This window comes from Salisediminibacterium beveridgei, assembly GCF_001721685.1.
GTDB lineage: Bacteria > Bacillota > Bacilli > Bacillales > Salisediminibacteriaceae > Salisediminibacterium > Salisediminibacterium beveridgei.
On sequence record NZ_CP012502.1, the window covers coordinates 3189329 to 3209983 of the forward strand.

Genomic DNA, 20655 nt, shown 5'->3' on the forward strand with positions numbered 1-20655 from the left:
CATCAACAGGAGGATTCGGTCAGGATCAGGATACTTGCCCGTCAGAGCTTGCACCTTTTTGAAGCTGGTACATATGATGATACCGGCCGCGGACTGCCATGAGGGAGGCATGATCTCCCTGTTCAGCAATTTCTCCTTCATTGAGAACAATAATCTGATCGGCTTCACGGATCGTCGACAGCCGGTGAGCGATGACAAACGTTGTCCGCCCTGCTTTCACGACGTCCAGGGCATGCTGAATCATCGCCTCTGTTTCCGTATCGATGTTCGCCGTCGCTTCGTCCAGAATCAATATCGCCGGATCCACAACCAGTGCCCGGGCGAAGGATATCAGCTGCCGTTCCCCGGCAGAGAAAGTGCTTCCTTTTTCCTTGACCTCTTCATCGATTCCGCTTGGGAGCGATTGAATGAAGGCAGTAGCCCCCACCTGATCGAGGGCCTTTTGGACCTGTGCCTTCGTAATCGACGGATCACCCATCGCGACGTTCGTGTAAATGGTCCCGGTGAAAAGGAACGGATCTTGCAGGACAATGGCCATATGCGAGCGGACTTCCTGACGGGTCATCGACAAGGTATCTCTCCTGTCAATCGTCACTTCGCCTTTGTCATGATCGTAAAAGCGGAACAGGACATTCATAATCGAACTCTTCCCGGAGCCTGTATGACCAACGAAAGCCACCGTTTCCCCTTTCTTTGCTGAAAACGAAATGTCCTTCAATACTGGATGCCCCGGCTCATAAGACAGCCATACATTTTGAAATGCCACGTCTCCGTGGAATCTGGCTACGGCCGTATCCGGAAGAGGTTCTCCTTCTTGATCCATCAGATGAAATACCCGCTCCCCGGCAATACGCGCTTCTTCAAGCTGCGCCAGCTGACCGACGATGCCGTTGATCGGTTCAAACAGGCGGTTGATGTAATCCACAAAGGCATACACAACACCGAGGCTGAAGATCATCCCCACACCCATGGACCCGCCGGCAAAATACCAGATCAAGGTCACGAAGGCGATGTTACGGATCAGGCCGATCAGGTTAAACGACGTCAGGGAATTCAGTGTGAGCATCTTTTGATTAAACCGGTAATGTTCGGTGTTATGAGTCTCGAACTCTTCCGATACCGCCTTTTCCTGCCCGAAAGCCTGAACGAGAGACATGCCCTGAATATTTTCATTCATCCGTCCGTTCAAATCACTCAGTTTCTCACGGATCACCCGGTTGTACCTGCCCGCAAAGGACCGGTACACGATCATCCAGATAATGAGTATCGGAATGATCAGAAGGGTTGCCAGTGCGAGACGGACATCCAGGAGGAAGATGGCAATAAAAATTCCGATCATGTAGATGATCCCCGTGAAAAAGGTGGCCAGGACCCGGACATAGAGCTCGCGGATCGCTTCCGTATCGTTCGTGATTCTCGAGACAATTTTCCCTGTCGGCATGTGATCAAAGTACCGCACCGGCAGTTCGTGTACTTTTTTAAAGACATCCTCCCGCATTTTTTTAATGATGCGGTTCGCAGACGTCTGAAGCCAAAGGCTCTGGTAATAATGAAAGAACGACGACAGGATAATAAGAGCGAGATACAGCCCCATCCAGCCAATGATATAGGGTACTTCCGGTGCATAAAACTGATAGACCTCGCCCTGGGTCATTTCCTGAGCGGGGTAGCTGGCGGTTTCGCCATTGCGACTCACCGTGAGTTCCCCATTTTCAAAGGCCTCTTCCCCGACAAGCACATCCGCTGCTTCCACAAAATAATAGGTCAATCCAACCTGAACCACGGAAGCTTCTCCCAGAACCGCTGCACCAGGGTCATGACGGTCCATGCGGCTGAACTGCCGGTCATCAAACGTAACATCACCGTTCGGCGTCTCCATCCACGTCTGTTCGACCCCGACGATATGATTATCGATCATCGTTTTGGCAATAAACGGGCCCGTCAACTCCGCAGCCGCTGCAATCGCAAGGAAAAATAAGGAGATGAAAATCGTCTTTCGAAAAGGCCAGGCGTATAGGAACAGCCGCTTGCCTGTCTTGGTGGCTTCAGGTGTCTGCGCCTCATTTACAGCCATGACGACACCTCCTGTCTGTCAGCACCGGGCATGTTTTGCTCCATCTGCTGTTTATCGTATTGTCTTTGATACCAGTTACCTGCTTTCATCAGTTCTTCGTGCGTCCCTTGTTCCACTACACGCCCTTCATGAAAGACCAGAATCAGATCCGCGTGACGGACTGCGGACATCCGGTGCGCAGCAATAAACGTGGTTTTTCCCCGCCGCTCTTCGCGGATCTGTTCGATAATGAACTGTTCCGTCTTTGCATCCACTGCAGACATGGCATCATCGAGAATCAGGATTTCCGGATCCTTGATGAGGGCTCGGGCAATCGCGATCCGCTGCTTTTGCCCTCCGGAAAGAGAGACACCTTTTTCCCCAACCAAGGTATTCAATCCGTCCTGAAAGGTATGCAGATCTTTCGTAATCGCTGCCTGCTCCATGACTTGCTTTAACCGCTTATCAGTGGCCCCCTCGGCACCGAAACGGATATTCGCTTCGATGGTCTTCGAGAACAGGAAGGCTTCCTGCGGTACATAGCCGATCCAGGATTTCAACGTTTCCAAAGCGATGTCTTCTATTGCCGTACCATCGATCAGCACCTGGCCATTTCCTGACGGGTAGGCTCTGAGAAGCTGTTTTAAAAACGTCGATTTTCCGCTCCCCGTCTTGCCGACAACACCGACATGCATGCCCCGCTGAATCTTGGCAGACACGTCGTGAATGGCATAGTCTTTTGCTGAAGGATACCTGAAGGAAAGGTTTCTCAGCTCTATGGACACCGGATTTATGTCCCGGACAGCATGAGCGTGGTCAGAAACATCCGGTTCCACATCAAAGGTATTGTTTAAACGGTCCAACGAAGCATTCCCCCGCTGCATGATATTCATCAGTTCACCGAGAGCGAACATCGGCCAGATCAGCATCCCGAGGTAAATGTTAAAGGTCACCAGCTGCCCGAGGGTAATGCGCCCCTGAAACACCAGGTACGCCCCAAAACCGAGCCCGATCATGTAACTCATGCCTACGAGTATTTTGATCGTCGGTTCAAACAGGGCATCCACCCGGGCCACCCGAATATTCTGCTCAAGGACATGATCCGTCTGTTTACTGAATTGCGCCCGGTCCGATCGCTCTTTGACAAAGGCGCGGATCACCCGCACGCCGGAGATCGACTCGAGAACCTGATCGTTCAAATCGCCAAAGGCACGCTGGGCTCCCATAAACCGCTCATGTATCCGCTTACCGTAAACCTTCATTAAATAAGCCATCAATGGGAATGGCAAAAAGGCAGCCAACGTCAGTTCCCAGCTGATGAAGAATGTCATCATCACGAGAATGACGAGTAAAAACACCGTAGCGTCAACCAGTGTCAGTATCCCGAAGCCTGCGGTTTGTGAGATGGCCTTTAAATCATTGGTTCCTTTCGCCATCAGATCACCGGTTTTGTTGCGCTGATAAAACGACGGTGTCATCGTCATTAAATGGTTCATAAACCGTGAGCGCATCGTTCGCTCGAGAAGCAATGAGCCTCCGAACAACTTACGCATCCATACGAAAGTCATCAGATACACGGCAATCATCAAGGCAAAGAGAACGCCAATGTAAGTGATCAGCCTCTCCTCGGTCATGCGGCCCTGATGGACATCATCTATTACGAAGCCGATGAGTCTCGGCGGGATAATCTCCATAATGCTGGCAATCACCAAGATGAGAATTGCCATCACATAGCGTTTCTTTTCCTGCTTAAAAAACCAGGATAATTTCTTTAATGCACTGAACATGAAACATCACTTCCCTTCCAAACTCGGTTTGCGGTAAAATTGCTACCCTCCACCCATCCGAATCTTCCCTGTGATCTGAACGTACTGAATGATTGCTTTCTTTGTCATGCTGCAACATCCTCTCTGTTTTATGATTCAGCATGAAGTTCATGCCAATAGAAAAAGCCTGCGTCGCCGCGGGCTTTTTACATAAATTTACATCATGAGATTGTAAAAAGCGCACGGAGCCATTGCACCATGCGCATCGATAACGGATTTAACCCTCGATCATACGACTGAATCCAGTCAATCGAAAGCCGGCAGTTTGCTCATGGGTACGGACACATATGGAGTTGTGTTGATGTTGAATGGACGTCGTTTCATACGGTTCCGAATCATGGCTCTTGCCTCCTTTCACTGTTTCAGTCTGATTAGAATTGGCTATTTCTGTTATAGAGTAGCAGAACCTGACATGCCGGTCAATGGGCATTGGCCATTTTTTACAGATCAGCTTTACATTCAGTCCTGAGACGGATCTTCTTCCTCGTCCACCGTCGGCATCATCGTGCCGCCCTCCTCTTCGATCGTGTCGAAGATGTCGCTTCTTACCCGGCGGAAATCATCATCGGATTCGAACGTAAAGGTTGTTTCGTCCTCCAGGACAAACCGGTATGAAATATGGAGCACACCACCCCGGGACTCCCGGACCGGTTGCACTTCTTCCACCTCAGCCCAGTCATACCAGGTCCCACGCCATTCATACCAGTCGTTATAGTGGAAACCTTCGTCTTCAAGCAATACATAGTGCTGAATACTGAAGGCCATAAACGGTGCCGCCAATAAAACGAGGGCGATCATCACTGGACCCAGCCGATAGGGTACCCGGCGCCTTTCAGCCGTCTTTCTCGTGATGAAGTACAGACCTGCAACAAACGGGATCCAAAGTAACGCACCCATCATCATCCGGTAACTGAGTGTCGGTGTTAACAGCTCAAGCAGCTGATCGGAATGGAGCATCACCTCTTGAATAAGCGGGATCAACACAATCGGTCCGAAAAAAGACAATAACCCGCAAGATGCGGCAATGAGGAAGATCGTCGGATGATGATCCTCTATGTCAAATTGCCGTTTTCGTTTTTTATTTGTGCCCATGAAATGTCCTCCTCCAACAGCAGTGGTCCAGCCGCATTCTCCCAAAATTTCATCAGTTCCTGGCAGTCTTCTTTATGTACGGATAATGAGGCGCTCCGGTTCATTTTTTTATTGTATACCGTAATATCCACATACTGCCCCGCATCTTCAAACACACCCTATTTCATGTGACCGATCCCGATATCCACCTTCTCTTGTGGTTATTTTACCACAATCAACCATTTATTGATAACGATACCAAGAGGTGAAACATCACAAAAACAGAGTCCTGCAACCTGTACAGAACTCCCTGCAAAAAATCTCTTCTGTTCGACTAGGGGGTAAGGATCGACCGGAAGTACACATCTTTCACCTCGACGTTCTCCACTTCCTGATTGATCGCGGAACGGATGTCATCCACTACCCTGTCTTTCCCTTCGTTACTGCGGACTTCTGAAGACCCCACCGTCAAAAAGGCATCCTGGATGATCTTTTGTACAACTTCATCCCGGTTACTGAGACGTCTTACCTGACCGCGTTCCATCACTTCAATGGTCAACGAAGCCTGAACAGTGCCTCCGTCGTCAAGCTGGTACAACGCTTCTTCCCCGTGATGAGCCCTCTGCCATGAGTAGTCTCCCGCGATATAGTCGTAAGCGGAGGTCACCCGGTCCTGATTAAGTAACATCAATAAGGCCCCACCGAGAACCACCAGAAGTCCGATCAGGATCACCGTGCCCTTATTTTGCTTTTTCTTTGGAAACGGCTCTTCATCGGATCCGTTGTTCATCACAGGCGGTTTTTCCGATCGCCAGGTCGCGACGTTTTTCGAGCGGTTCCGGGCGCCTCGTTGCTCATCCATGCGTTTACTTTCCACCTTATTCTGGAGCTTCTCCATCGCTTTTCGATCATCCGTCATACCCATCACTCCCACCAACTAATCCCTGCTTTCATTTTAGCAGAGTACAAAAAAACTCTCCACATGGCTTTTAGCCGTTGAGGAGAGTTTTTCGGGATTATTTTTCCTTTGTCGGTACAATGTCATAAATCTCACCGGTCTCAAATAAAGCAATGACACGGTTCAACCATTCATAATATTCTCGGGCATGGCTGAGTTTATCAAGATCAAGTTCCACTTTCCCACGGATCTCATCGCACTCTGTATCCAGGTATATTCTTCTGATCTGATCCTCGGTTTCACGGATGGCTTCTAAATTCATCTCTGTAGCCTGCCGCCACCTTTTAATAAACACAGTGGAAAACGATTTATACCAGTCATCTTCTGTTTTGTAGAGATCTTTGCGGATCCCTCTCTCCCACACACGTTCCACCATACTCGCCTCAACGAGCGAACGGATTCCCGTGCTCATACTCGTCTTACTCATACCCATTTGTTCACTCATCTCATCGAGTGTCATAGGTTCTTCTGAGAAGAATACCGTTCCATATAACCTGCCTGTGGATGGAGAGAGATCATAAAGATGAATGTTTTTGGCGATCTCGGAAATAAACCTGTCCCGCGCTGCTTCAAGTCGATCCTGATCACTTCGTAATCTGTCCTCGCTCTTCATCACACATCCTCCTAATATAGTCCGCTAAACATTACGATACCAAATCCTCTCAGTAATTGATACTGCCCTCCCTATGTGTTACTCGGCGATAACGGGCGCATTATAAAGCAACAGCGTCGCTCAGTCCGTACAGTTTTTTCTGAACAAACTTTACGCGCTGTATAGACCGTTTATGGGATTTGTCATCACAAAGATAGAGGTATATAGTTATGAATAGTGCAAGTTGTGCTCCATTACACACTCACAAATTTTAAAACAGAAAAGAAGGTGCGAAAGTGGCTACAATTAAAGTCGACAAGCTCACAAAGATTTTCGGCAAAAAAACGAAGCAGGCCCAACAGCTCCTTGACGAAGGCTATTCGAAAGATGAAATCCTTGGCAAAACCGGCTGTACCGTCGGTGTAAACCAGGCCTCTTTTGAAGTCCAGGATGCAGAAATTTTTGTCATCATGGGGCTCTCCGGCAGTGGTAAATCCACGCTGGTCAGACTGTTGAACCGCCTGATTGAACCAACAAGCGGAACGGTTCACATCAATGATGATAACCTCTCTAACATTTCCGATACTGAACTCCGTATGGCAAGACGGAAAATGATGAGTATGGTGTTCCAAAAATTCGGGCTTTTCCCGTTCCGTACCATTATGGAAAATGTGGAATACGGCTTGGAAATTCAAGGTATTGAAAAATCAGAACGACGTGAAAAAGCACAGGCTTCTCTTGAACTCGTTGGCCTGAAAGGGTACGAAGCACAATATCCGGATCAGTTATCCGGTGGGATGCAGCAACGTGTCGGGTTAGCCCGGGCACTTGCCAATGACCCGGAAGTCCTGCTAATGGATGAAGCTTTCTCAGCGCTCGATCCATTGATCCGTAAAGATATGCAGGATGAGTTATTGGACCTGCAGACATCCATGCAAAAAACCATCATCTTTATCACACACGATCTTGATGAGGCACTTCGTCTCGGAGACCGTATCGCACTGATGAAAGATGGTTATATCGTGCAGATTGGTACACCGGAAGAAATTCTGATCAACCCGGCTAACGAATATGTCGAACGGTTTGTTGAAGACATTGACCGCTCGAAGATCCTCAATGCCGAGCACATTATGAAGACACCGGAAACCATCAATCTCGATAAAAGCGGTCCCCGCGTGGCGCTTGAACGCATGCGTAAATACGGACTTTCCAGTCTCTATGTTACTGACAGTAACCGTCGTTTGAAAGGTTACGTGACAGCTGACGATGCGTCCAATGCCCAAAAAGAGGATGCCCGTGATTTAAACGCAATTCTTAAAACCGACATGCCTAAATGTTCAAAAGATACTACGTTACATGAACTGTTTGATATGATTCATAATTCACCGGTTCCTGTGGCTGTTGTAGAAAACGAAAAACTCGTTGGCATTATTGTACGCGGTGCAGTCATCGCGGCATTGTCCGGAGAAAACGAGGTGAACCTGAATGCTGAATGACTTACTCAATAACATTCCACAAATACCGATTTCAGAAGGCGTAAGTAACGCAGTCAGCTGGATTACAGATACTTTTTCCTTTATCTTCAACCCGATCCGAAGTGGATTTGGTGACTTTATGTCCTGGTTCGCGAGTCTTTTATACTCGGTGCCAGCAATCATCATCATTCTGCTGGTTGCAGTTTTGGCCTATTTCTTATCAGGTAAAAAGTGGGGACTGACTGTCTTTACATTTCTTGGTCTGTTGCTGATTTACAACCAAGGCCTATGGGAAGAATTAATGTTCACATTCACACTCGTACTTTTAGCCAGTACATTATCAGTCATTATCGGTGTCCCATTCGGGATACTCATGTCCAAAAGTAATACCGCCGAAGCAATTATGAAGCCAATTTTGGACTTCATGCAGACGATGCCGGCGTTCGTTTACCTGATTCCTGCCGTCGCATTCTTTGGAATCGGAATGGTACCAGGTGTATTTGCATCACTCATATTCGCAACACCGCCGACAGTCCGGCTGACGAATCTCGGTATTCGCCAAGTACCGACGGAAATGGTCGAAGCGTCAGATGCCTTCGGTTCTACGCCGCAACAAAAATTGTTCAAAGTCGAGCTGCCGATGGCGAAGGTAACCATTATGGCCGGAATCAACCAGACCGTAATGCTCGCACTTTCCATGGTTGTAATTGCTTCCATGATTGGTGCCCCGGGTCTCGGACGCGAAGTATTGTCCGCTCTTCAGCGTGCACAAGTCGGCCCTGGCTTTACAGCAGGTATCGGTATTGTTATACTGGCAATCATTATTGACCGGTTCACACAAACAGCAAACATGAAAAAATCAGAGTAACATGTTTAGGTTGGCATCTTCACGGGTATAATAATATTCGTGGAGTACCATAGATCACACAGAATCAAAAAAAGGGGATGAACGATCTTATGTTTAAAGGAAACAGAAAGTTGATTGCAGCTGCGGCTGGTCTTTCAATGACAATGGTTGCTGCGGGTTGTGGCAATGACAACAATGAGGAAAATAACAACATGAACAACGATGGTGACAACAACGCCAACGGAAATGCTGATGCTGGCGACGACGGTGCCATGGTTGGCGAAGGTAAAGAAATCGAACTCGTCTTTGTTGAATGGGATTCAGAAATTGCATCTACAAACGTAGTTGCCAAAGTCCTGGAAGATCAAGGTTATGACGTAACCATGACTCCAATCGACAACGCCATTATGTGGCAATCAATTGCCAACGGCGAAGCAGACGGCATGGTCGCTGCATGGTTGCCGGCTACTCACGGTGACTTATACGACGAATATGAAGATTCACTTGTCGATCTTGGTGTGAACCTTGAAGGTGCACGCGTAGGACTTGTTGTACCTGAGTATATGGACATCGACTCCGTTGGTGAACTTGACCAGTATGCGGACGAAATGGGTGGCAACATCACAGGTATCGAACCTGGTGCCGGTGTTGTTCAGGCTGCTGAGCAGGCTGTAGAAGACTATGCTCTTGACGGCTGGTCTGTTGAAACTTCTTCCAGCGGTGCGATGGCAACTGCATTGGGTGAAGCTTACGATAACGAAGAGCCGATTGCTGTAACTGGTTGGACGCCACACTGGAAATTCTCCGCTTATGACCTGAAATATCTTGAAGATCCTGAAGGATCATTCGGGGATGTTGAAGTGATTCAAACAATGGTTCGTGAAGGCCTTGAAGACGATATGCCAAACGCATACCGTATTCTTGACCAGTTCTTCTGGACAACAGAAGACATGGAAAGCATCATGCTTGAAGTACAAGAAGGTGCAGACCCTGCCGACGCAGCAGCAGACTGGGTTGAAGCTAACCAGGACAAAGTTGACGAATGGCTTGAAGGCGTAGAATAATACGCTCTTCACCATCATCCATTCACTATCGAAAGAGCCGGGGACATTGTCCCCGGCTCTTTTTGTGCTTTAATCTTGATCATCATACCCGCAAGACCTTCTTCATCGACTTCGGGAGAGTCCGGGTATCCTTTAGGTCGCATTACTGACCGTAAACCTGTTGATAACAATCCGCGTCAAACGCTTCCGGCGTCCCGTCGAACACCAGCTTTCCGTCTTTCAAGGCGAGGATCCTTGTGGCAAAACGTTTCGCCAGCACCACATCATGTACATTGATGAACATCGTCATGCCCCGTTTCTGTTGAAGAACTTGCAGTTGAGTAAAAATCCGTTCTGCTGTCCCTGGGTCCAGACTCGCTACGGGCTCATCCCCAAGGAACAACACCGGGTTCTGTGCAAGCGCTCTCGCAATCGCAACCCGTTGCTTTTGACCGCCACTCAAGTCTTCCACCCTCCGTTTCTGATAGTCATTCAGCTCCACATCGACAATAGCTGCATTCACCAGCTTACGCTCACTTTGACCATATAGACCGAGGAGATTCTGCCACCATGGCCTGCTTCCAAACATGCCTGTAAACACATTCATCTCCACCGTGAGTCTTGGAATCAACTGGAAGTGCTGAAAGATCATCCCGATCCTCGAACGAATAAGCCTCAGCGTTCGTTCATCTTGCCCCGTCACCACGTCTTGATTCATGGTCACAGACCCGGAAGACGGCTGCTGCAGCCCGTTCAAACAACGGATCAGTGTCGATTTCCCTGCACCGCTCTTGCCAAGTACGCAGACAAATTCATCTGCCGCTACTTGGAAACTCACCTGATCCAGAGCAGGTTGTTCAGCCGATGGATATCGCACTGTCAAATCATTCACTTCAATCATCTTATATCACCCTGCTTCTTACGTAGGATCCCAAACTATCCACCAGCATCACCAGTGCCATGATGAACAGGATATCGAGAGCCACCGCCTGATAGTTCATGCTGTTGAAATGGTTAAACAGCTGCTGACCAAGACCGCCACCACCGATGAATCCGAGGATCAATGAAGTCCGGATCGCCACTTCAAACCGGTAAAAATATTGCGACAGCAAATTGGGCCAGATTTGTGGCAGAATGGCTATCATGTTTCCAATCGTCCAGGTCGCTCCAACGGAGCGCATTGCCTCTTGTGGTCCTTTGTCTGACGCTTCAATCAGTTCTGCAATCAGCTTTCCCAGTACACCAATGTTATGAAGAATGATTGCCACAACCGCAGGAAACGTGCCGAGGCCGAGGACAACGACAAGAATCAGGCCGAAGACAATTTCCGGGACGGAGCGAAGGAAGTTCAGAATAATCTTTACAGGATTACGAATCAGACGGATGCTCGTATTCTTCGCCGCCATAAAGCTCAGCGGAATCGCGATCAAGATCGCGAGCAATGTTCCAAGAAAGGCCATGGCCAGCGTGACCATGCTTGCCCTGAGAAGAATTGGCCAGATCTCCCAGCGAATCGGGAAAAAGCGTACTTCGATAAATTCCCCGATATGAATCAGCTCCCATAAACGTGTCCATTGAAAGTCCGTCACTTGCATGCTGATCCAAACCAGTAGACCCAATCCTATGCAGTAAACAATGTGGCGGGGGCGAAACCAGATCATGGTCCGTTATTCCGGTTCATCGAGAAGACCCATCGCACGGGCTGCTTCCTCGATCCCTTCATAGTGCTCCACATCCGCCAGAACAAACGCATCGGCGCCACCGAAAATACGCAGAATGTCCGGATGATCAATCGCCAGAAATGCCTCCTGAAATGCCTCAATCACATCATCCCCGGTTTCTGCAGGTACAATCCAAGGGTATTGGTACAAAGGTTCCGATTCCCAAAGCGTTTTTAATTGGCTGTCATCCACGACACCGTCTCGGACCAGTGCATGGTAAATGGCACTGTCAATGGCACCGGCGTCCACATCCTGACTCAGAAGTACCTGTGCCGTGATATCATGGGATCCGGTAAAGCGAACCTCGTCAAACGCATGATCATTTTCATCCGTGTAAACACCCCGGTTCATCAGTTCATACCCAGGCACTGTAAAACCGGATGTGGAAGAGTGACTGCCAAAAGCAAACGTCACCTGTTCCTTATCATCCAACAGTTCTTCGAGGGAATCCCATGGTGCATCGATGTGTGCTTTGATATACGAATGATAATAGGGCGAGCCGTCAATCGACTGCGTCACAATCGCCTTAGCCCCGCTTTGATCTCTTGCCACCAGATAGGTGACCGGTCCAACATACGCCAGATCAATGTGATGATGATTGATCGCTTCGACCACTGCATTATAATTCGGATAGTGTTCCACAGATACCTCCTGCCTCAAAGCTTCCTCAAGTTCATGTTCCAATTGATCCAACCCGTCCTGCATCTCACCGATGGACTGCGACGGGATCACAGCCACTTCCAGCGGTTCATCCACACCTGCTGCTTCGTTCCCGCATCCTGCAATCAACAGGCCCCCAGTGATCATCAATAACCCCAAATTTCGTTTCACTGCACTCAACCTTTCTGTAGTAAAATAGATCTCAGATCAATACACCCGAGATTATACCATACAGTTATTAAATAATTCCATAAAGTTATAGGAGGTTCTTATGCACCTGAAACGACTGGAAACTTTTACGATTCTTGCAGAGGAACGAAATTTTTCCGCCACTGCCCAGCGCCTCAATATTTCACAGCCTGCTATCACAAAGCAGATCAAGGCATTGGAGGAAGAAGCCGGATTCCCATTGATCCATCGGGATACGATGACTTTGACGGAAGCGGGACAGGTGATCTTTGACGAAGGGAAATCACTCATCCGTAATTGGGAACAGGTCCGCAACAAAGCCGCGCGCATTCATTCATTCGAATCGGGCAAACTGCAAATCGGCGCCAGTTCCATTCCTGGTACCTATTTGCTTCCAAAGGCACTCGGGTCACTGCAGACAGCCCAAGCACATCTCGATTTATGCATCATTATGGATGCGTCAGATCAAATCATCGATAAGCTGCGTCACTATGAGCTGGACATCGCTTTCGTTGGTTCGAAACCCGATGATGACCGCCTGGATATGACTTGCCTTGCTCAGGATGAATTGATCGCAGTTGGAACGAATCACATCGCTTCGATTAACTCCTTTACTGAATTAAAAAAGCACCCATTGATCACATACCGGGAAGGGTCTGGGACACTGAAAGCAACCAAAGATGCCATTCGAGCATTTGGCGGTTCTTATGAAGAAATGGATATCGTCGCAAGTGTCCCGAACACCGCCGGTGCCCTGGCGCTTGCCGCCTCAGGCATCGGTATTGCGATTGTGTCGACCTATGCACTGGGCCCGGAATCCCCTCAGGCACTCGTTCCATTGGCACACTTACAAACCGATCGCCATTTTTACGCTGTTCAGCACCCTAATCACAAGCATCCACGATCCTCCGAACTGATTGAGGAGGTTCAGAAAATCATTCATTCTCAATCTTGACAATCAAGTGACATGGTGGATACAACCCAAGGTATCATGTATAATGGTTATTGACATATAACCAGGGGGAATATCCAATGATGAAATGGCTCACAGCTCTCACGATGTTGCTTGTCTTGTCTGCATGTGGAGGCGAAGAAGATCTCGATGGGGTTTTGACGATTTCTTCTGATGAACTTCAAACACAGGTGGAGGCAGGCCTTGAAGAAACTGTTCAATACGTGGATGTCAGAGAACCTGATGAATTTGCAGAAGCAGCGGTTCCTGGATTTGAGAACATCCCGATGGATGATGTGATAGAGAATCCATCGATCATTGATGAAGAACGCGACGTCGTCATCCTCTGTCAAACGCAGAACCGCAGTGCCGAAGTAGCGGAGTCACTCATTGAGGCAGGTTTCGACGAAGAACGCGTCATCGTTGTTGAGGGCGGTATCTCTGACTACGAAGGCGCCAAAGAATAATCGATTCTATTACAGGAGGTGGATCTTATGCTTAAGAATTTACTGTCATCTGGCGACAAGCCATTGACACAAACCACAAAGAAAGCTGGTTGAGGCTGCAAAATCGGCCCAGCCGACCTGGCGCAAGTTTTGCGTCATTTACCTGAAGGAGAAGAGAACGAGAATCTCCTCGTCGGTCTCGATACGAACGACGACGGAGGCGTATTCAAACTGACTGACGATCTAGCCATCGTTCAGTCCATTGATTATTTTACACCGATCTGTGATGATCCGTATATGTACGGACAGATCGCAGCGGCGAATGCACTCAGCGATATTTATGCCATGGGTGGCAAACCGATCACGGCATTGAATATCGTCGGTTATCCGATCAACAAACTATCTCCGGAAGTACTGGCTGAAATTCTCCGTGGCGGAGCTGACAAAGTAAAAGAGTCCGGAGCGGTGCTTGCCGGCGGACATTCCATTGACGATCAGGAGCCGAAATACGGGCTCAGCGTAACCGGTACGGTTCATCCGGATGAAATCTTCAAGAATGTCGGTGCAAAACCCGGTGACAAACTGGTCTTAACAAAGCCTCTCGGTGCAGGCATCATCACCACGGCAATTAAATTCGGCAAAGCAACTGAAACGGAGCAAAACGACGTGATGACCGCGATGGCAACCCTCAACAAAGTCGGGGCTGAATCCCTCGCCGGTTTCCATCCGAATGCTGTCACGGACGTCACAGGCTTCGGTCTGTTGGGTCACGGCTATGAAATAGCCAGCGGCAGCGGCGTCACGTTACACATCGATTACGCGAATGTACCGGTGATTGACGGTACATGGGATCATGCAAAAAATAAAGTCATTCCAGGCGGCGGTCGTGAAAACCGCGAATACCTCCAGGAACACGTCAACTACGCCAATCACATTAAACTGCACGATCAGCTGATCCTGTGTGACTCCATCACGAGTGGCGGCTTACTCATCAGCCTGCCTGCCGAAGAAGCGGACAAGTATGTTGAAGCATACAATCTAGCACAAGATGATTTTGAAGCAAAGGTGATCGGCCACGTGACGGAACGGGAAGATCATGCGATTGTAGTGAAATAACCATGCAAAACGCCCTCTGACTGCTTTTTAAAAGCAGCGAGAGGGCGTTATTTTTATAGTTAAATTTCCATCATTCTCTTTCGTTGAGGTAGCGAAGCATCGTATTCCGCTTTCTCAACGTATGAGCGTTATGAATACTCTCCTGGTAAAGGACTTCTTCAACACCTAACTCAGCAAGGGTTGTTTTGCCCCCAACCTGACCAAGCAGTGTATTGATGTCATCACCCGTCGGCAAGTCTTTGAAAATCAATGCGATTCGCTCTTTTTGTGCATCCGTCAACAAGGGATCCAATGCCACTTTCTTCTCAACATGTTCATGATAAATGTCTGCAATCAAACCTGTGGAGACGCCTATTTTTTCACCGTGAAGTAATTGTTTTCTGCCTTCGGCCAAGAAGCCCATTTCCCAGTAGTGAGACAGGTGATGCTCTCCTCCCGACGCCGGATGGGAATGACCGAACAGCGACATGGCCATACCTGATTTCAATAGCGCCTCGAAGAGGTTTTCCATTCCTTTCGCAGAACCTGCACGAATGTCTTTTGCTGATTGAATGGCCTGATTCAGTGCCTCCAGCGTCATTTCTGCAGCTTGATCACAAAATGGCTCATTGGCTGTAATGGCTCCGAAATGCCAATCGGCTAAAGCTGTGTACTTCCCGAGCACATCTCCAAATCCCGCAGCCGTCATGTCAGTGGGCGCCTCTTTCAATACGTCCACATCAGCAAATAAAGCAATTGGTGTCTGTGTTTGAAACGTTTTTTTCTTTTTCTTCAATACAATCGGCGCACCCATGGAATTAAACCCATCAACCGAGGGTGCTGTCGGAATCGAGATGAACGGTTTGCCAAGCGTATAAGCTGCATAACGGGTTATGTCATGCAGTGTCCCTGCCCCGACAGCCATTAAAACATCCGTTTCATGATCGACTTCCGTCAGAACCTGCATAATCGCCGCTTCATCAGCAATCACGTCCTGATTCTCATCCTCTTCGATCTCAGAAATCCCGATGTGGATGTTGTCAACGGTTAACTGATCCACAACTTGATCACCTGCGGCCGTTCTTGTATTTCTATCGTAAACCACGTGCACTTTCATCCATTTTTTTCTCAACAAATAAGAGCGAAGCTCATCTGTCGCCCCGCTCTTAATCGTGAGTTCCTCCATTGAAAGTGGATGGTGATGATGTCCGCATGTACAATTCGATAAAGCTTTGTTATACCAGTCAACAAGGGACAGATCCAAGATCAATTCACCTCTTTTACAATTCTGTTTTTCGTAGAATGTCGAATCACCAATTCCGGTTCATAGACGATGGAAGATGCTGTTTTCAGAACAGCAGGATCCTTTTTTTCTTTAATCAGCTGATCGATCAGCCTGCCTGCATCATCACCCATTTTCTCCTTGGGGTGTTTCACGGTAGTCAGTTTCACTTCTGTCGCAATCGAAAGAAAGGAATCATCAAATCCGACGACCGATACGCCATCAGGGACAGTGATATTAAGCTCTCTTAATACATCCAACAGCATCACAGCGAGCTGATCATTATAACAAACAACGGCAGTGGGCCGGTTGTGTTCTGACAGCATTTTCTCCCTGAGCAGATTTCCTGGCACGGTATCCTTGTTTTCCGTTGTATATGTGATGATATTCTGTGGCGAGATCTGTAACCCACTCTCCCGATGAGCCTTGATAAAGCCTTTCATCCGTTTTATGCCCTGGATATCATCATTTTTGAAAAAACCAAGAATGTTCTCGTGACCTTCTTCAATGACTTTTCTTGTTCCAATCCGGCCCCCTTCGGCATCATTCATAATGACGTGCAGAGGCTCGAGTTCATCGTAATAGGCGTTGATCATTACATAAGGAATGTCCAAGCGCTCAAGATTCAAATAATAGTTGATATTCGGGTTTGGTAAAGCACTTTTGGTGGGCTCAACAATTAACCCGTCGAATTTACGTGACAGGACCGACTCGAGATACTTTTTTTCCAACTCAGGATCATTATTTGTACTGAATACTGTCATCTGATAGTTATTCGCACTCAAATACCCTTCAATGCCGCGAATAATCGCCGGAAAAATATAGTCTGAAAAGTAGGTGGTTATCACGGCGATGTTTTTGGTGCCCGTCGCTACTGTTTCATTTGTTTTTGTTTGCTCCGCGCAAAATGTGCCAGCACCCTGTTTTTTATAAATCCATCCTTCGTTCACCAGATCATCGATGGCTTTTCGAACGGTGTGGCGACTGACTTCATATTGCTTCATCAGAGCACTTTCAGAACCAACCTTCTGATGAGGCTGATAAAATCCTTGTAATATCATTGATCGGATACTGTTTTTCACCTGATTATATTTCGATTCCATAGGACACCTCGATTTATATCTCAATTCGGGACAACTCACTTCTTTGAACTTGTCCGAATAAGTAGTATAACATAATATACTCGGTGATTCGAGCAGTTCCAATCAGATTTCACAAGGATATCAATGCTTGCTAGCAGTGATGGTCTGACGCCAATTCACTCATTTCCATACAAGTGCATTCCACTTCAACTCTTTTTTGAATTGATGAATCTGTGTATTTTGATCAATCACTACCGCTTCAATGCCGTGCATTTCAGCCCAGTCCAGCATCTGTTCTGTCGTCAACGTAAAGGAAAGAACGGTGTGGTGAGCCCCTCCTGCAAGTACCCAGGCTTCTGTCGCCGTGGAGAGTGAGGGTCTTGGTTTCCAAAGTAATTTCGCCACAGGCAGTTCAGGTGTTGCCACATCCGGCACCTGTGCATCCACTTCACTGATGAGTAACCGGAACCGATTTCCCATATCAACAAGGGACGCATTAATCGCGTGACCGCCCTGTCCGTTAAAGACCAGTCTTGCAGGATCGGCTTTACCGCCAATGCCCAATGGATGAACTTTGATTTCCGGTTTGTCTTCCGCAGCGGTCGGACAAATTTCCAGCATGTGAGATCCCAGCACCATTTCATTTCCCGGTTCGAAATGATAAGTATAGTCCTCCATGAATGTAGTCCGTTTGTTCCCGGTCATGACCTTCATCATGCGAAGAAGCGCTGCCGTTTTCCAGTCTCCTTCCCCTGCGAATCCGTAACCTTGTTCCATCAACCTTTGTGCGGCAAGTCCCGGGAGCTGTGTCATGCCGTGCAAATCTTCAAATGTCGTCGTAAACGCATTATAGCCTTCTGTTTCGAGAAACGCCTTGATTCCGGCTTCGATCCTGGCCTGATCCAAAATGGACTGTTTCAGTTCGGGTGTATTTTTGATGTCATCACCAATCACATACCGTCTGTCATATTCCTCAAACAGCTCTGCCACTTCCTCATCGGTGACTTGATCGATATAAGCTACAAGATCGCCGACACCGAAACCGTCAACGGTCCAGCCGAAGACTTCCTGGGCTGCCACCTTATCGCCATCCGTAACTGCAACCCGGCGCATGTTGTCACCGAATCTGGCAACCTTCACTTGATAACTTACTGAATGACCCATCGCCGTTGTCATCCAGTCAGCAATCTTCTGTTGAACCTCGGATTGCTGCCAATGACCGACGACGACTTTCCTGTCGATCCCCAGCCGGCTGACCGTGAAACCGAATTCACGGTCCCCGTGCGCTGACTGGTTCAGATTCATAAAGTCCATATCGATCGTTCCCCACGGAATGTCCTGATTGTGTTGTGTATTCAGATGAAGCATGGGTTTTTGCAACAACTGAAGACCACGAATCCAGATTTTCGATGGCGAGAACGTGTGCATCCAGGTGATGACACCCGCGCATTGCGGATCACCGTTTGCTGCAATGATCACATCGCGAATGTCATCCGAATTGGTTAAGACCTGTTTGGTCACTACTTCAAAAGGTAAGCCGGAATCATTCAGTCCATCGACAATTTCCCTCGATTGCGCTGCGACCTGATCCAATGTTTCAGGACCGTATAAATGCTGGCTTCCTGTTAAAAACCAGAATGAATAATGGTTATTTTTCATACCCTTCCTCCTTCTCAGTCATTATTTAATTGACTGTAATGGGTTGATCATCTCCAGGATTTCAGACGTTTCATCACATCATTTTCGCCTCTGCCGAAATAATCATGAAGGCGATTGTATTCCTGATAGATCTGCTCATAGACATCCACGTTTTCCGGGTTCGGTTCATACGTTTCATCTTTCACCCGGCCCATATATTGGGCAGCTTCCAAAATCGTTTCATAGCCGCCTTCGTCAGTCCCCGCTGCCACTGCCGCAAACATCGCTGCTCCGAGAGCCGGAGTCTGACTTGAATCGGCCACTTTGATCCGGCGATTGGTGACATCCGCATAAATCTGCATTAACAATGGATTCTTTTGAGGCAACCCGCCGCAAGCATACAATTCATCCACAGCCACCCCGTTGCTGTGAAACGTATCCACGATCATTCGTGTGCCAAATGCCGTCGCTTCAAGAAGTGCGCGGTACATTTCTTCGGGTTTGGTCTGCAGGGTCAGCCCGAGCATCATACCGCTGAGCTCGGTATCCACAAGAACCGAGCGGTTCCCGTTCCACCAGTCCAGTGCGAGAAGACCACTTTCACCAGGGCGATAGGCAGACGCCTTTTTCTCAAGAAGTTTATGGACATTCACCCCCTGTTTCTTCGCTTCCTCTTCCAAGTATGCCGGCACATTGCGGTCTGTAAACCAGCCGAAAATGTCACCCACCGCCGACTGTCCTGCCTCATATCCGAAGTATCCAGGAATGATCCCGTCTTCCACAACGCCGGCCATCCCTTCGACTTTCACTTCTTCTTTACCAAGCAGCATATGGCAAATAGAAGTGCCCATCGCCATCACCATCTTGCCTTCATCCACTACACCAACTGCAGGAACGGCTGCGTGTGCATCCACATTCCCGACCGCTATTGCCAATCCTTCCGGGAGACCGGTTTTCTTCGCCATTTCGGCGGTTAGTCCTCCAGCTTTTGTCCCGAGCGCCGCAACGTCACCTTTCAGCTTCGTCTTTGCCAGATCTTTCAACCCTGGTGACACGGCTTCAAAAAAGTCCTGTGAAGGGTAACCATCTTTTTTGTGCCACGCTGATTTATACCCTGCAGTACAGCTGTTGCGAAGCAAGTTGTCACTGAGCTGCATAATCACCCAGTCTGTGGCCTCTACAAATTGATCTGCTTTTTCATAAATCTCCGGAGCTTCATCGAGGATCTGGTATGCTTTTGCCAGCATCCACTCAGAAGAAAGTTTTCCGCCGTATCGTGGCAAGAAGGACTCGTTTCGTTCTTCAGCCACTTCATTAATCCGGTTGGCATGAGGCTGTGAAGCATGGTGCTTCCAGAGTTTCACCCAGCTATGCGGATCATCTTTCAGATCCTCATGAAAACAAAGCGGCGTCCCTTGTTCATCAATCGGGAGCATCGTGCAAGCGGTAAAATCGATCCCGATACCGACAATGTCCTGCGGATTAACATCCGACGCTTCGATCACCGCCGGCACGGACCGTTCAATCACCTTTACATAGTCTTGCGGGTGCTGCAATGCCCATTCATATCCCAGTTTCACCTCGGGGTTCGGCAGTGTTTCATCCATGACACCATGCGGGTACTCCGTAACATGATCCGCAATTTCCATACCATCCGCCAACGACACCAGGACCGCACGCCCTGATTGCGTACCATAATCAATTCCAATGGCATATTTCGTCATC

The 20655-nt window shown here is 48.3% G+C and carries 19 protein-coding genes; 6 read left to right on the plus strand and 13 right to left on the minus strand.

Going from position 1 to position 20655, the window contains the following annotated elements:
- Positions 1-25 precede the first annotated feature (25 nt).
- The 6 genes from BBEV_RS14970 to BBEV_RS14995 all read right to left on the minus strand — a co-directional run bounded on the left by BBEV_RS14970 (position 26) and on the right by BBEV_RS14995 (position 6521).
- The gene (locus tag BBEV_RS14970; RefSeq protein ID WP_069366192.1) at positions 26-2074 is read right to left on the minus strand and encodes an ABC transporter ATP-binding protein; all 2049 of its coding nucleotides are present in this window, start codon (positions 2072-2074) and stop codon (positions 26-28) included.
- Positions 2065-3840: an ABC transporter ATP-binding protein gene (locus tag BBEV_RS14975; RefSeq protein ID WP_069366193.1), complete on the minus strand. Its 1776-nt coding sequence runs from the start codon at positions 3838-3840 to the stop codon at positions 2065-2067. Before BBEV_RS14975 ends, BBEV_RS14970 begins: the two co-directional genes overlap by 10 nt.
- A gap of 498 nt (positions 3841-4338) precedes the next feature.
- Entirely contained in the window at positions 4339-4971 is a 633-nt protein-coding gene (locus BBEV_RS14980) for a hypothetical protein (RefSeq protein WP_069366194.1), read from the minus strand.
- Positions 4932-5126: a hypothetical protein gene (locus tag BBEV_RS17665; protein ID WP_069366195.1), complete on the minus strand. Its 195-nt coding sequence runs from the start codon at positions 5124-5126 to the stop codon at positions 4932-4934. The genes BBEV_RS14980 and BBEV_RS17665 overlap by 40 nt, the downstream gene beginning before the upstream one ends.
- Before the next feature lie 158 nt (positions 5127-5284).
- On the minus strand, positions 5285-5869 hold the full coding sequence (locus tag BBEV_RS14990) for a flagellar basal body-associated FliL family protein (RefSeq protein WP_069366196.1): 585 nt from the start codon (positions 5867-5869) through the stop codon (positions 5285-5287).
- Positions 5870-5966: 97 nt separating this feature from the next.
- Positions 5967-6521 carry a GbsR/MarR family transcriptional regulator gene (locus BBEV_RS14995; RefSeq protein ID WP_069366197.1) on the minus strand — a complete coding sequence of 185 codons (555 nt, stop codon included), beginning with the start codon at positions 6519-6521 and terminating at the stop codon, positions 5967-5969.
- A 275-nt stretch (positions 6522-6796) separates the two neighbouring features.
- Here BBEV_RS14995 and BBEV_RS15000 point away from each other — a divergent pair, with 275 nt between their 5' ends.
- From BBEV_RS15000 to BBEV_RS15010, 3 genes are all read left to right on the plus strand, one after another.
- Positions 6797-7996, plus strand: coding sequence for a quaternary amine ABC transporter ATP-binding protein (locus tag BBEV_RS15000; RefSeq protein WP_069366198.1), 1200 nt, complete (start codon positions 6797-6799; stop codon positions 7994-7996).
- On the plus strand, positions 7986-8843 hold the full coding sequence (locus tag BBEV_RS15005) for an ABC transporter permease (RefSeq protein ID WP_069366199.1): 858 nt from the start codon (positions 7986-7988) through the stop codon (positions 8841-8843). The genes BBEV_RS15000 and BBEV_RS15005 overlap by 11 nt, the downstream gene beginning before the upstream one ends.
- Positions 8844-8932: 89 nt before the next feature.
- Complete coding sequence (locus BBEV_RS15010) at positions 8933-9886, plus strand: glycine betaine ABC transporter substrate-binding protein (protein WP_069366200.1); 954 nt, start codon at positions 8933-8935, stop codon at positions 9884-9886.
- 142 nt (positions 9887-10028) lie between these two features.
- Here the strand turns inward: BBEV_RS15010 and phnC are convergent, their stop codons facing one another.
- The 3 genes from phnC to phnD form a co-directional block, all read right to left on the minus strand.
- The gene (gene phnC, locus BBEV_RS15015) at positions 10029-10766 is read right to left on the minus strand and encodes a phosphonate ABC transporter ATP-binding protein (protein ID WP_069366201.1); all 738 of its coding nucleotides are present in this window, start codon (positions 10764-10766) and stop codon (positions 10029-10031) included.
- A 1-nt stretch (position 10767) separates the two neighbouring features.
- A complete protein-coding gene (phnE, locus tag BBEV_RS15020) occupies positions 10768-11460 on the minus strand; it encodes a phosphonate ABC transporter, permease protein PhnE (RefSeq protein WP_232318202.1) in 693 nt (230 codons plus the stop codon).
- 72 nt (positions 11461-11532) lie between these two features.
- Positions 11533-12393 carry a phosphate/phosphite/phosphonate ABC transporter substrate-binding protein gene (phnD, locus tag BBEV_RS15025; RefSeq protein WP_456114834.1) on the minus strand — a complete coding sequence of 287 codons (861 nt, stop codon included), beginning with the start codon at positions 12391-12393 and terminating at the stop codon, positions 11533-11535.
- Positions 12394-12517: 124 nt separating this feature from the next.
- Here phnD and BBEV_RS15030 point away from each other — a divergent pair, with 124 nt between their 5' ends.
- From BBEV_RS15030 to selD, 3 genes are all read left to right on the plus strand, one after another.
- Positions 12518-13390 carry a LysR family transcriptional regulator gene (locus BBEV_RS15030; RefSeq protein WP_069366204.1) on the plus strand — a complete coding sequence of 291 codons (873 nt, stop codon included), beginning with the start codon at positions 12518-12520 and terminating at the stop codon, positions 13388-13390.
- A 77-nt stretch (positions 13391-13467) separates the two neighbouring features.
- A complete protein-coding gene (locus tag BBEV_RS15035) occupies positions 13468-13854 on the plus strand; it encodes a rhodanese-like domain-containing protein (protein ID WP_069366205.1) in 387 nt (128 codons plus the stop codon).
- A 27-nt stretch (positions 13855-13881) separates the two neighbouring features.
- On the plus strand, positions 13882-14949 hold the full coding sequence (gene selD / locus BBEV_RS15040; RefSeq protein ID WP_084007422.1) for a selenide, water dikinase SelD: 1068 nt from the start codon (positions 13882-13884) through the stop codon (positions 14947-14949).
- Positions 14950-15019: 70 nt separating this feature from the next.
- Here selD and BBEV_RS15045 read toward each other — a convergent pair whose 3' ends face one another.
- From BBEV_RS15045 to BBEV_RS15060, 4 genes are all read right to left on the minus strand, one after another.
- Positions 15020-16114 carry a sn-glycerol-1-phosphate dehydrogenase gene (locus BBEV_RS15045; protein WP_198155018.1) on the minus strand — a complete coding sequence of 365 codons (1095 nt, stop codon included), beginning with the start codon at positions 16112-16114 and terminating at the stop codon, positions 15020-15022.
- An 80-nt stretch (positions 16115-16194) separates the two neighbouring features.
- A complete protein-coding gene (locus tag BBEV_RS15050; RefSeq protein ID WP_069366208.1) occupies positions 16195-17313 on the minus strand; it encodes a GntR family transcriptional regulator in 1119 nt (372 codons plus the stop codon).
- A gap of 159 nt (positions 17314-17472) precedes the next feature.
- Entirely contained in the window at positions 17473-18951 is a 1479-nt protein-coding gene (gene araA / locus BBEV_RS15055; protein WP_069366209.1) for an L-arabinose isomerase, read from the minus strand.
- 47 nt (positions 18952-18998) lie between these two features.
- Positions 18999-20654, minus strand: a complete 1656-nt coding sequence (locus tag BBEV_RS15060) for a ribulokinase (protein ID WP_069366210.1) — start codon at positions 20652-20654, stop codon at positions 18999-19001.
- Position 20655: the final 1 nt, after the last annotated feature.